Genomic DNA, 12,122 nt, shown 5'->3' on the forward strand with positions numbered 1-12,122 from the left:
ATCTACCGCGTCGTGCCGCTGCGCCGGATCGAGGCCGCCCGGGCGGCCGGACGAGATGCCAGGCGGGCGTCGAGGTCGGAGGGGCTCAGCCCGCCAGGATCATGACGAGGGTCCGGGGGCCGTGCACCCCCTCGACGCGGTCGAGTTCGATGTCACTCGTCGCGCTGGGCCCGCTGATCCACGTCAGGGGCCGGCCCTCGCGCACCGACCCGGCGAGCCGGGCGACCGCCTCGGGGACGTCGGAGACGACCTGGTCGGCGGTGACGACGCACACGTGCACGTCGGGGATGAGGGTGAGGGCGCGGCGGCCCTGGTCGGCCCGGTGGTCGAGGACGATCGTGCCCGTCTCGGCGATGCCGACGGCCGCCGCGGTGAGCACCGCGTCGCACTCGTCGAGTCGGGCCTTGGTCAGCGGCGGCTCGTCGTGCAGGACCCGGGCCGAGGCCTCGCTCGCGGCCCTGCGCCAGTGCTCCGGGACCCCGTCCGGGACGACGACGCTCGCGACCCCCGCCGCGCGCAGGGCCTCGGTGATGCGGTCGGGGACCTGCTCGGGTGGGCACCGCACGACCGTGGCCCGGTAGTCGTCGACGGTCTCGGCGAAGCGGGCGAGCACGTCGGCCATGCCCGTGGCGGCGCCGTACTGCCAGGGCACCGGCGTCTCCTGCTCGGGTGGCCCCGCCGGCACGTCGACGAGCGCCGCCCGCACGCGGGAGAGGATCGCCTCGCGGGCGTCGGTGGGCTGCGCCGCACTCATCGCGATCCCCCCTGCTCGGGCGTCGCGCCCGGGATGTCGTGGCCCGGCGCGGCCGGGTCCTCGTGCTCGTGGGTCCACCAGCTCCGGAACGACTGCGTGGGCGGCGACGCGAGATCCCGCGTCGTTGTCCACGGCGCGGCCGGCCAGGGGAGAGGGCCGATCCGGTCCTTCTTCAGCGCGCGGCGCAACACCGAGCCCGAGCCCGACGACGCCGCGAGGGCCGCCTCCCAGCGGCGGTGGTCCCCCATGAGCCACGAGGCGGCCGCCATCGTCGCCGCCTCGGTCGTCGGCAGCCGCCGGTCGTGCTTCTTCTTCTCGACCACCTTGTGGCGCATGTGCACGAGCAGCTCGGGGATGGGGATGCGCACGGGGCAGACGTCGAAGCACGCCCCGCACAGGCTCGAGGCGTACGGCAGCGCCCGGTCGACCGGGTTGTCGAGGCCGCGCAGCTGCGGCGTGAGGATCGCCCCGATCGGCCCCGGGTAGGCCGAGCCGTAGGCGTGGCCGCCCACCCGCTCGTAGACGGGGCAGATGTTCAGGCACGCGGAGCAGCGGATGCACCGCAGCGCGGAGCGGCCGACGGTGTCGGCCAGCACGTCGGTGCGGCCGTTGTCGAGGAGCACGACGTGGACGTCGCTCGGGCCGTCGCCCTCGGTGGGGCCGGTCCACATCGACGTGTAGGGGTTCATCCGCTCGCCGGTGCTCGAGCGGGGCAGCAGGCGGAGCATCACCTCGAGGTCCTCGACGGTGGGCAGGACCTTCTCGATGCCGACGACGCTGATGAGCGTCCGCGGCAGCGTGAGGCACATGCGCCCGTTGCCCTCCGACTCGACGACGACCAGGGTGCCCGTCTCGGCCACCGCGAAGTTCGCGCCGCTGATCGCCACCGACGCGCGGAGGAACTTCTCGCGCAGGTGCGTCCGAGCGGCCTCGGCGAGGCGCGCGGGCTCGTCGGTGAGGCCCTCCGGCGCCGGCTTCCCGTAGTGACCCATCTCGCGCAGGAAGATGTCCCGGACCTCGGAGCGGTTGCGGTGGATCGCGGGCACGAGGATGTGGCTGGGCAGGTCGTGCCCGAGCTGGACGATGAGCTCGGCGAGGTCGGTCTCCCAGGCGGCGATGCCCGCCCGCTCGAGGGCCTCGTTCATCTCGATCTCCTGGGTGGCCATCGACTTGACCTTGACCACCTCGAGGTCGTCCGAGGCTCGCGGTGCGAGGTCGTCGGTCTCACCCTCAGGTTCAGCCTCACCCCCCGCGACCTGCGCTGACGTGGCGGCCTCGACGTCGGCGGCGTGCGCAGCCCGGACGAGGTCGACGATGATGCGGTTCGCCTCCTCGGCGTCGCGGGCCCAGTGCACGTGCGCCCCGGCCGCCGTGAGCGACGCCTCGAGCTGCGGCAGGTAGACGTCGAGGTGGCGCAGCGCGCGGTCCTTGATCGCGGCGCCGGCGACGCGCAGCTCCTCCCACTGATCGACCTCGGCGACGACCTTGGCCCGCTTGTCGCGGATCGTGTGGGTCGCGTGGCGCAGATTGCGACGCTGCTGGCTGTTCGTGAGGCCGCCCCGGGCCGCGGTCGGGAACGGCGGCATCCCGAGGAACGTCTCGCGCGGGGCGGGCGTCCGCCGGGTCTTACCGACGGTGCCGCTGCCCGGTCGGGTCCCGGTGGCGGGCGGGGTGGACGGCGTGGGCGTCATCGGTCTCCTCCGACCATGTCGAGCGTGTCGTCCGTCGCGGCGGGATCGAAGCCCGCCCCCGCCGGGGGCTCCGCGTCGATGCCGGTGCCCGCGGCTGAGCCCGCCGCCGACGCCGAGTCCTGGGTGTGGGCGAGGATCTCGGCGAGGTGGATCGTCTCGATCCCACTGCGCTGGCGCGACAGCATCCCGCCGATGTTCATGAGGCAGGAGTTGTCGCCGGCGACGACGAACTCGGCGCCGGTGTCGGCGATGTGCCGGGCCTTGTCGGCGACCATCGCGGTGGACGTGTCGGCGTTCTTAATCGCGAACGTGCCCCCGAACCCGCAGCACTCTTCGCGGGCCGGCAGGTCGACGACCGTGATCCCGCGAACGGCCTCGAGCAGCCGGTACGGCCGGTCTCCGACCCGCGTGACCCGCAGCGAGTGGCACGTGGGGTGGTAGGTGACGCGGTGCGGGAAGTAGGCCCCGACGTCGGTCACGCCCAGCACGTCGACGAGCAGCTCCGGGAAGTCGTAGGTCCGGGCCGAGACGGCCCGTGCCCGCGCCGCGAGGTCGGTGTCGCCGGAGCGGTCCGCGAGCATCGGGTGCTGATCGCGGACGGACCCGACGCACGACCCTGACGGCGAGACGACGTAGTCGTAGGGCTCGAACGTCTCGACGTACCGGCGCAGCGCCGGCATGGCCTCGTCGAAGTAGCCCGTGTTCGTGAACGGTTGCCCGCAGCACGTCTGGGTGAGCGGGAACTCGACCGTGCAGCCGAGGCGCTCGAGCACGGCGACGACGGCCTTCGGTGTCTCGGGGAACATGGCGTCGTTGACGCAGGTGGCGAACAACGCCACCCGGAGGCCGTCGCCGGGGCGGCCGGCGCCGCCGGAGGTGTTCGTGGGTTTCGTCGTCTCGGTCATCGCGTCGACCTTTCGTGCGTCACGGGAGCATCCACGACAGGACGGGAGTGGACTGCAGCCCGACGAGCAGGCACATCCCGGCCAGCAGCGCGAGGCTCCACCAGATGACCTTACGAAGGATGTCCGACTCCCGCCCCAGCAGCCCCACCGCCGTCGCGGCGATGGTGAGGTTCTGCGGGCTGACCATCTTGCCGACCACTCCGCCGGAGGTGTTTGCGGCCACGAGCAGCGTCGGGTCGATGCCGGCCTGCTGACCGGCCGTCTGCTGGAGGGTCGCGAAGAGCGCGTTCGCGCTCGTGTCCGACCCGGTCACGGCGGTCCCGAGCCAGCCGAGGATGGGCGAGAAGAACGCGAACGCCGCGCCGGTCCCCGCGATCCACGTGCCGATGGTGATCGTCTGGCCCGACAGGTTCATGACGTAGGCGAGGGCGAGCACCGAGGCGATCGTCAGCATCGAGTAGCGCAGCTTGTGGGCGGTCCCCGCGATCTCCGCGAGCACCCCCCGCACGGACACCCCGTAGACGAGCGCGACCACGAACGTGCACAGCAGGAGCATCGTGCCGGGACTGGAGAGCCACTGGAACGTGTACACCGTCGAGGAGTTGGGCGTGCCGGCCACCGTGAGCACGTTCCCGTCGAGGCCGGGCCACGGGATCTTCACGTCGGTCGCCGCGAGCGCGGCCTTGACCGGGGGCGCGAGCTTGCTCAGCGAGAACACGACGATGACGAGCAGGTACGGGAACAGGGCCATCCAGATGCGGGCCGTGGACAACGGGCCGCGACCCGGCCCCGGCCCACCCGAACCGTCCGCTCCGGCCGCCGCGCCGTCGGCCACGGCGCCGTCGCCGGTGTCAACGGCGTCGTGCGGCGCCGTGCCGCCGCCTGCCCGGACGAGCTCGGCCTCGCGCATCCGGTCCTCGCGCAGGGACTCGGTGACCTCGTCCCGGCCCACGGGCTTCCAGACGCGCAGCAGCACGACGGCGGCGGCGAGGCCGACGAGGGACGCGACGATGTCGGTGAGCTCCACCGACACCCACGTGGCGCACACCCACTGCGCGAGCGCGAAGGTGACGCCGGTGACGAGCGCGACGGGCCACGTCTGCCGGACTCCGCGGCGCCCGTCGGCGAGGAAGACGAGGAAGAGCGGGACGATCCACGCGAGCAGCGGCGTCTGGTGCCCGACGTAGGCCCCGATCTCCGTGTACGGGATCTTCGTGAGGTTGCCGGCCGTGATGATGGGGATCGCGATGGCGCCGAACGCGACCGGAGCGGTGTTGGCGAGCAGGACGATCGTCGCCGCCCGCAGCGCCGAGAAGCCGATGGCCATGAGCATGACGCCGGTGATGGCGACCGGGGCCCCGAACCCGGCGAGCGCCTCGAGCAGACCGCCGAAGCAGAACGCGATGAGCATCGCCTGGACGCGGGGGTCGTCGCTGATGAGCGCGAACACCCCCCGCAGGTCTTCGAACCGGCCCGACCGCACCGTCACCTGGTACAGGACGATCGCGGTGAAGACGATCCAGACGATGGGGAAGAGGCCGAAGACGGCGCCCTCGGTCGCGGCGAGCAGGGTAAGGCCGATCGGCATGCCGTAGACGGCCACGGCGACGACGGCCGCGACGGCGAGCGCGGCCAGACCCGCCAGGTGGGCCTTCCAACGTAGGACGCCGAGGGTGACGAAGATCGTCACGAGGGGGAGGAGCGCGACCAGGGCCGAGGCCCAGACGGGCCCCAGCGGATCGACGACGGGCTGGTAGGCGGTCGGCATGAGCACTTCTCCGGGCTCGAAAGGGGTGGGCACCGCCGACGGTCGGCCGGGTCCGAGCCCGGCCGGTCACCGACGGCACCCGGTCGTGGCTCCAGCATAGCCGCCCGCGGACCGCGCCGGAGCGATACGGCGGCGCTCATGTCGCCCGGCGCCCGCGGGCGTCAGGCGCGGGTCTCCTTGATCGGGGACGCCGATTATGGCGCTCGAACCGGCGCTGGTAACCTGGCCAATCGCCGTAGATCGGCCGCGGAGACAGAGCGCCGGGTGGAGTCGCCCCCGTGCACCGCGCAACGAGTTCGAGAGGGTTCGCCAGTGCCGCTGGACACCGAGACCAAGAAGAAGATCATGACCGAGTACGCCACGGTCGACGGCGACACCGGCTCGCCCGAGGTGCAGATCGCGATGCTCACGCAGCGCATCCGCGACCTCACCGAGCACTCCCGCACGCACAAGCACGACCACCACAGCCGTCGTGGTCTGCTGCTGCTCGTCGGCCGCCGCAAGCGCATGCTGCGCTACCTCGAGTCGGTCGACATCGAGCGCTACCGTTCGCTGATCAAGCGACTCGGCCTGCGCCGATAGGTTTCCTGCCCAAGGGCGGCTCCCGGACCGGGGGCCGCCCTTGTCGCATGATCGAGATGTCCACGCCCACGCGGTGTGGCACGGGGTCGCCACGGCGCCGCCGCCTCCCTCCCGGGGCGCGATGGACCGGGTCACCCGCACAGAAGGACAGGGCGCGCACAACGACGATGCGCGTGCTGCGCTGAGAGAAAAGGAGGACCCATGGAGGGTCCAGAGATCACGTTCGCCGAAGCCGTCGTCGACAACGGCCGCTTCGGCACCCGCACGGTGCGCTTTGAGACGGGACGGCTGGCCAAGCAGGCCGCCGGCGCCGTCACCGCGTACCTCGACGAGGACACCTGCCTGCTGTCGACCACGGCCGCCGGCAAGACGCCCAAGGACCAGTTCGACTTCTTCCCGCTGACGGTGGACGTCGAGGAGCGCATGTACGCCGCGGGCAAGATCCCCGGCAGCTTCTTCCGCCGCGAGGGCCGTCCGGGCACGGACGCCATCCTCACGTGTCGCCTCATCGACCGGCCGCTGCGCCCGACCTTCAAGAAGGGTCTGCGCAACGAGGTCCAGGTCGTCATCACGGTGCTGTCGCTCAACCCCGACCACCAGTACGACGTGGTCGCCATCAACGCGGCGTCCGCGTCGACGCAGATCTCGGGTCTGCCGTTCTCCGGCCCGATCGGCGCCGTCCGCGTCTCTCTGATCGACGGCCAGTGGGTCGCGTTCCCGAACTTCTCCGACGTCGAGCGCTCGACGTTCGACATGGTCGTCGCCGGCCGCGTCATCACCGGCGCCGACGGCGAACAGGACGTCGCGATCATGATGGTCGAGGCGGAGTCCACCGAGTCGACGTGGAACCTCGTCAAGACCGAGGGCAAGCAGGCGCCGACCGAGGAGGTCGTCGCCGAGGGCCTCGAGGCGAGCAAGCCGTTCATCGCCACGCTGTGCAAGGCGCAGTCCGACCTCGCCGAGCAGGCCGCCAAGCCCGTCCAGGACTTCCCGGTCTTCCTCGACTACGAGGACGACGCCTACGCCGCGGTCGAGAAGGCCGCCACCGAGCAGCTCCGCAGCGTGCTCGCCATCGCGGCCAAGCAGGACCGCGAGAACGCGACCGACGAGCTCAAGGACCGGCTCAAGGCCGACCTGTGCGGCAGCGCCGAGCACCCGGGCGCGTTCCACGGCCGCGAGAAGGAGATCTCGGCGGCCTACCGCTCGCTGCAGAAGCAGCTCGTGCGCGAGCGCATCCTCACCGACAAGGTCCGCATCGACGGCCGTGGCCTCGCCGACATCCGCGCCCTCGGCGCTGAGGTCGAGGTCCTGCCGCGCGTGCACGGCTCGGCGATCTTCGAGCGCGGCGAGACCCAGATCATGGGGGTCACGACGCTCAACATGCTCCGCATGGAGCAGCAGCTCGACACCCTCTCGCCCGTGACGCGCAAGCGGTACATGCACAACTACAACTTCCCGCCCTACTCGACCGGTGAGACCGGCCGCGTGGGCAGCCCCAAGCGCCGCGAGATCGGCCACGGGGCCCTGGCGGAGCGGGCGCTCATGCCCGTCCTGCCGACGCGCGAGGAGTTCCCCTACGCGATCCGTCAGGTGTCCGAGGCCCTCGGCTCCAACGGCTCCACCTCGATGGGCTCGGTCTGCGCCTCGACGCTGTCGCTGCTCAACGCCGGTGTGCCGCTGCGCGCCCCGGTCGCGGGCATCGCGATGGGCCTCGTCTCCGCCGAGATCGACGGCCAGACGCAGTACGCCGCGCTGACCGACATCCTCGGGGCCGAGGACGCCTTCGGCGACATGGACTTCAAGGTCGCCGGCACGCGCGAGTTCGTCACGGCCATCCAGCTCGACACGAAGCTCGACGGCATCCCCGCCTCGGTGCTCGCCGGCGCGCTGACCCAGGCCCGCGACGCGCGCCTGCACATCCTCGACGTCATGACCGAGGCCATCGACGCGCCCGACGAGATGAGCCCCTACGCTCCTCGCGTCATCAGCGTGCAGGTCCCGGTCGACAAGATCGGTGAGGTCATCGGCCCGAAGGGCAAGATGATCAACCAGATCCAGGAGGAGACCGGCGCCGACATCTCCATCGAGGACGACGGCACGGTCTACATCGGCGCGACCGACGGCCCCTCGGCCGAGGCCGCCCGCGCGCAGATCAACGCCATCGCCAACCCGACGATGCCGGAGGTCGGAGAGCGCTTCCTCGGCACCGTCGTCAAGACGACGACGTTCGGTGCGTTCGTGTCGCTGCTGCCCGGCAAGGACGGCCTGCTGCACATCTCCGAGGTGCGAAAGCTCGTCGGCGGCAAGCGCATCGACTCCGTCGACGACGTCGTCAAGGTCGGCCAGAAGGTGCAGGTCGAGCTCAAAGAGATCGACCCGCGCGGCAAGCTGAGCCTCGCCGCCGTCCTGTCGGACGAGCAGCAGCAGGCCGCCGACGACGCCTCGGCTCCCGCCCCGGCCGCCGAGCCGGCGCAGGCCGCACCGGCGCAGGACGCGCCGGCGTCGGCGCCCGCCCAGGCCGAGCACGACCGGTCGGAGCCCACGGACGACTCGGGTGAGGAGCGCTCGGGCCGCAACCGGAGCCGTCGCCGCCGAGGCGGTCGCGGCAACGGGGGCGGCAACGTCGAGGCAGGCGAGAGCACGCCCGAGGCCGACGCGCTCGTCGACGCCACGGAGCCCGAGGCCGCTGCGGCGTCCTCCTCCGAGGAGGCCTGAGCCGCACCGGCTCTGACCACCGCGACGGCCCGTCCCCTGCGAGGGGCGGGCCGTCGCCGTCGCTCAGGTCACCGTTCGGACACAGGTGGACCGCGGGCGACCCCCTGGTGACGGGACATGCGAATTCGGGCGTAGGGTGCGCTCGGCGCCCCCGCCACTTCCATCGGCCGATGACGTCTCGGAGAACCCATGAACGCCCTCACCCATCCATCGCTCGTCCCGGCGCAGGCCACCCTCATCGAGGCGAACTGGATCGATTTCCTCATCGTCGGGATCTACTTCGCCTTCGTGCTCGGCATCGGCATCGCCGCCCGTCGGCAGGTCTCGGACTCGATCGACTTCTTCCTCTCCGGCCGTTCCCTGCCGGCCTGGGTGACCGGGCTCGCGTTCATCTCCGCGAACCTCGGCGCGGTCGAGATCATGGGTATGTCGGCGACGGGCGCCGAGATCGGTCTGCCGACCTTCCACTACTTCTGGGTCGGCGCGATCCCGGCCATGCTCTTCCTCGGGGTCGTCATGATGCCCTTCTACTACGGCAGCAAGGTGCGCTCGGTCCCCGAGTTCATGCTCCGCCGGTTCGGGCCCGGGGCCCACCTGGTCAACGCCATCAGCTTCGCCGTGGCCCAGCTCCTCATCGCGGGCGTCAACCTCTACCTGCTCGCCTCCATCGTCGAGGCCCTCCTCGGGTGGCCCCAGTGGGTCTCGCTCATCGTGGCGGCGGCGATCGTGCTCTCCTACATCACGCTCGGCGGCCTCTCGGCGGCGATCTACAACGAGGTGCTGCAGTTCTTCGTCATCGTCGCGGCGCTGCTGCCGCTCACCCTCATCGGCCTCAACCGGGTCGGCGGGTGGAGCGGTCTCACCGAGCGCGTCACGGCCGCGGCGGGGGGTTCCGACGCCGAACTGCACTCCTGGCCGGGCCAGGGCCTGTCGGGCTTCGACAACCCGGTCCTGTCGGTGGTCGGCATCGTCTTCGGTCTCGGGTTCGTCCTGTCGTTCGGCTACTGGACGACGAACTTCGTCGAGGTCCAGCGGGCCATGGCGAGCAACTCGATCTCGTCGGCCCGCAAGACGCCGATCATCGGCGCCTTCCCGAAGATGTTCGTTCCGTTCATCGTCATCATCCCCGGCATGATCGCCGCCGTGCTCGTGCACGAGATCTCCGGGCTCAAGGCCGGGCAGAACACCGGGGCGACGTACAACGACTCGCTGCTGCTGCTCATGCGTGACGTGCTGCCGAACGGTCTGCTCGGTCTCGCGATCGCGGGTCTGCTCGCCGCGTTCATGGCCGGTATGGCCGCGAACATCTCCGCGTTCAACACCGTCTTCAGCTACGACCTGTGGCAGACGTACGTCGTCAAGGACAAGGACGACGACTACTACCTGCGCACCGGCCGCCTGGCCACGGTCGTCGCCACGGTCATCGCGATCTTCACGGCCCTCATCGCGAGCAGCTTCTCCAACATCATGGATTACCTGCAGACGCTGTTCGGGTTCTTCAACGCCCCGCTGTTCGCCACGTTCATCCTCGGCATGTTCTGGCGCCGCATGACGGCCACCGCGGGCTGGGTCGGCCTCGTCGCCGGCACGCTCTCGGCCATCTTCCTGTGGACGCTGGGCAACCCCGAGATCTTCGGCGTGTTCGAGCTGCCCGGCCAGGGCCTCGCGTTCCTGTGCGCCTCGGTCGCGTTCGTCGTCGACATCGTGTTGTCGGTCGCCGTGACCATGGTGACCAAGCCGAAGCCGCGGGAGCAGCTCAAGGGCCTCGTCTACTCCGAGACGCCCAAGGAGGACCTCGTCGACCCGCACGAGGCCGCCCTGCCCGTGTACCAGCGCACGATCCCGCTCGCCATCGCCGCGGGCGTTCTCGTCCTCGCCCTCAACTTCATCCTCTAAGGAGCCGACCCCACATGTCCTCCACCGCACCCGGGACGAAGACCGGCCGGCGACACACGGCCGGCGCCTTCGACGTCCGCAACTTCATCGGCATGCTCCTCGGCCTCTACGGCATCATCCTCACGCTGTACTCGTTCCTCGGGGGAGGTGCGGAGGACAAGACCGGCGGCGTCAACGCCAACCTGTGGACCGGGCTCGCGCTCCTGCTCGTCGGGGCGGGCTTCATGGCCTGGGCGAGGCTGCGTCCCATCGTCATCCCCGACGAGATCCCCCACGACGACGGCCGGCCCGCTCACCACTGAGCCCCGACCACGGGCGGCCTCAGCGCCGCAACAGGGCCCGGACGGCGGCCCCGACAATCGCGTCGGGGCCGCCGTCGCGTCCGGCCCCGTCGGAGGCGAGGGGAGCGGCGGTGTCCGTCGGGGGTGAGGCCTCGGGACGATCGGTCGCGAGGTAGCGGACCGCGCCGGCGAGGACCGCGCGCTCGCCGGGACCGTAGTGGGCCCAGCCGAGCAGGAGAGCCTCGAGGTCACCCGTGCCGTCGGCGCCCGCGACGCTGCGCCTCCGTGCCACCTGGTAGTCCTCGAGGAGGCTCTGGACGTCGACCTGGTCGAGGTCCAGACACAGCGGCCGCAGGGCCGGCCAGAGGGGGCCGAGTTCGCGGCGGAACCGCCGCAGCGGGGTGGGTTCGCCGCGGGTCGCGGACTCGTCCATCATCGCCTCCGTGGGTGCGTCCCGACGGGCGACGCCGGCCGCGTCGCCCCGAACCGTGACACCTCGACGACGATCGAACCCCCGCGGCGGGTTCCCCGACGATCGGTCCGGGGCGAGGGCGACGACGCCGCGTCGGTGCCCCGGGCGGTCACTGGGCGACTCCCTAGAGTGGTGGCGTGACCGACTCCAGCACCTCCTCCGCCACGCTCGACCCGGCGCCGCCCGCGCCCGCTCCCACTCCCGGCGCCGACGCGAGCACGTGGTCCTCCTCCGATCAGGCCTCGCGAGCTCCGCTGCGGGTGGCCGTCATCGGTGCCGGAGGGCGTATGGGCTCGGCGGCCTGCGCGGCCGTCGAGGCAGCCGACGATCTCGAGCTCGTGGCGGCGATCCGCCGCGGCGACGAGCTGGGCGACCTCGGCGACGCGGACGTCGCGGTCGAACTGTCGGTGCCGGACGCCGCCCCCGGCCACGTGCGGCACTGCGTCGAGCGGGGGGTGCACGCGGTCGTCGGGACCACCGGCTGGGACGACGAGCGGCTCGCCGACCTGCGCGGGCTCCTGGAGGAGCACCCCGGCGTCGGTGTCGTCATCGCCCCCAACTTCGCCGTCGGGGCCCTGCTCATGATGAGCTTCGCCCGGCAGGCCGCGCGGTTCTACGAGTCCGTCGAGATCGTCGAGCTGCATCACCCGGACAAGGTCGACGCCCCCTCCGGCACGGCGTCGCGCACGGCCGCCCTGGTCGGCGAGGCGCGCCGCGAGGCCGGTCTCGGGTCGGTGCCCGACGCGACGCGCACCGATCCGGGCGGCGCCCGCGGCGCGGTCGTGGACGGCGTCCACGTGCACGCCGTGCGGCAGCGCGGTCTCGTCGCGCACCAGGAGGTCCTCTTCGGGGCGCCGGGCGAGGGGCTGACGATCCGGCACGACTCCTACGACCGGGAGAGCTTCATGCCGGGCGTGCTCGCCGGCGTCCGCGCGGTGACGGACCGCCCCGGCCTCACCGTCGGCCTGGAGCACGTCCTGGGGATCTGAGCCGAGTCTCCCGGCGGCTCCCGCGCCCGATGCGCGGGCGCGACGACGCCGGCCGGTCCGCACCAGGTG

At 71.8% G+C, this 12,122-nt stretch carries 10 protein-coding genes; 5 read left to right on the top strand and 5 right to left on the bottom strand.

The genetic code is table 11. The features are described from left to right. Window positions 1-85: 85 nt before the first annotated feature. From ICW24_RS08485 to ICW24_RS08500, 4 genes are read right to left on the bottom strand one after another with little or no spacing between them, the layout of a single operon-like run. Window positions 86-754: a LutC/YkgG family protein gene (locus tag ICW24_RS08485; RefSeq protein WP_226345275.1), complete on the bottom strand. Its 669-nt coding sequence runs from the start codon at window positions 752-754 to the stop codon at window positions 86-88. Continuing rightward, window positions 751-2,445 (bottom strand): lactate utilization protein B, encoded by a 1,695-nt coding sequence (locus ICW24_RS08490; protein ID WP_372360563.1) that lies wholly within the window; start codon window positions 2,443-2,445, stop codon window positions 751-753. The genes ICW24_RS08485 and ICW24_RS08490 overlap by 4 nt, the downstream gene beginning before the upstream one ends. Next, a complete protein-coding gene (locus ICW24_RS08495) occupies window positions 2,442-3,350 on the bottom strand; it encodes a (Fe-S)-binding protein (protein WP_226345276.1) in 909 nt (302 codons plus the stop codon). Before ICW24_RS08495 ends, ICW24_RS08490 begins: the two co-directional genes overlap by 4 nt. A gap of 19 nt (window positions 3,351-3,369) precedes the next feature. Further along, the gene (locus ICW24_RS08500; protein WP_226345277.1) at window positions 3,370-5,118 is read right to left on the bottom strand and encodes an L-lactate permease; all 1,749 of its coding nucleotides are present in this window, start codon (window positions 5,116-5,118) and stop codon (window positions 3,370-3,372) included. Window positions 5,119-5,430: 312 nt separating this feature from the next. Here ICW24_RS08500 and rpsO point away from each other — a divergent pair, with 312 nt between their 5' ends. The 4 genes from rpsO to ICW24_RS08520 all read left to right on the top strand — a co-directional run bounded on the left by rpsO (window position 5,431) and on the right by ICW24_RS08520 (window position 10,613). Beyond that, complete coding sequence (gene rpsO / locus ICW24_RS08505) at window positions 5,431-5,700, top strand: 30S ribosomal protein S15 (RefSeq protein ID WP_226345278.1); 270 nt, start codon at window positions 5,431-5,433, stop codon at window positions 5,698-5,700. Between the two features lie 201 nt (window positions 5,701-5,901). Further along, on the top strand, window positions 5,902-8,415 hold the full coding sequence (locus ICW24_RS08510; protein ID WP_226345279.1) for a polyribonucleotide nucleotidyltransferase: 2,514 nt from the start codon (window positions 5,902-5,904) through the stop codon (window positions 8,413-8,415). A 189-nt stretch (window positions 8,416-8,604) separates the two neighbouring features. Then, window positions 8,605-10,311, top strand: a complete 1,707-nt coding sequence (locus ICW24_RS08515; RefSeq protein ID WP_226345280.1) for a sodium:solute symporter family protein — start codon at window positions 8,605-8,607, stop codon at window positions 10,309-10,311. A gap of 14 nt (window positions 10,312-10,325) precedes the next feature. Further along, on the top strand, window positions 10,326-10,613 hold the full coding sequence (locus ICW24_RS08520) for a hypothetical protein (protein ID WP_226345281.1): 288 nt from the start codon (window positions 10,326-10,328) through the stop codon (window positions 10,611-10,613). A 19-nt stretch (window positions 10,614-10,632) separates the two neighbouring features. On the opposite strand, the gene ICW24_RS08525 is transcribed toward ICW24_RS08520, so the two are convergent. After that, window positions 10,633-11,025 carry a hypothetical protein gene (locus ICW24_RS08525; protein WP_226345282.1) on the bottom strand — a complete coding sequence of 131 codons (393 nt, stop codon included), beginning with the start codon at window positions 11,023-11,025 and terminating at the stop codon, window positions 10,633-10,635. A 293-nt stretch (window positions 11,026-11,318) separates the two neighbouring features. Here ICW24_RS08525 and dapB point away from each other — a divergent pair, with 293 nt between their 5' ends. Continuing rightward, a complete protein-coding gene (dapB, locus tag ICW24_RS08530) occupies window positions 11,319-12,053 on the top strand; it encodes a 4-hydroxy-tetrahydrodipicolinate reductase (protein WP_264176414.1) in 735 nt (244 codons plus the stop codon). Window positions 12,054-12,122: the final 69 nt, after the last annotated feature.

Origin of the sequence: Agilicoccus flavus (genome assembly GCF_014857905.1) — a bacterium.
GTDB classification, from domain to species: domain Bacteria; phylum Actinomycetota; class Actinomycetes; order Actinomycetales; family Dermatophilaceae; genus Agilicoccus; species Agilicoccus flavus.

Excerpts from the sequence above, each read along its gene's own strand:
- ICW24_RS08485 (WP_226345275.1), bottom strand. The coding sequence starts at position 754 with ATGAGTGCGGCGCAGCCCACCGACGCCCGCGAGGCGATCCTCTCCCGC.
- ICW24_RS08490 (WP_372360563.1), bottom strand. The coding sequence starts at position 2,445 with ATGACGCCCACGCCGTCCACCCCGCCCGCCACCGGGACCCGACCGGGC.
- ICW24_RS08495 (WP_226345276.1), bottom strand. The coding sequence starts at position 3,350 with ATGACCGAGACGACGAAACCCACGAACACCTCCGGCGGCGCCGGCCGC.
- ICW24_RS08500 (WP_226345277.1), bottom strand. The coding sequence starts at position 5,118 with ATGCCGACCGCCTACCAGCCCGTCGTCGATCCGCTGGGGCCCGTCTGG.
- ICW24_RS08510 (WP_226345279.1), top strand. The coding sequence starts at position 5,902 with ATGGAGGGTCCAGAGATCACGTTCGCCGAAGCCGTCGTCGACAACGGC.
- ICW24_RS08515 (WP_226345280.1), top strand. The coding sequence starts at position 8,605 with ATGAACGCCCTCACCCATCCATCGCTCGTCCCGGCGCAGGCCACCCTC.
- ICW24_RS08520 (WP_226345281.1), top strand. The coding sequence starts at position 10,326 with ATGTCCTCCACCGCACCCGGGACGAAGACCGGCCGGCGACACACGGCC.
- ICW24_RS08525 (WP_226345282.1), bottom strand. The coding sequence starts at position 11,025 with ATGGACGAGTCCGCGACCCGCGGCGAACCCACCCCGCTGCGGCGGTTC.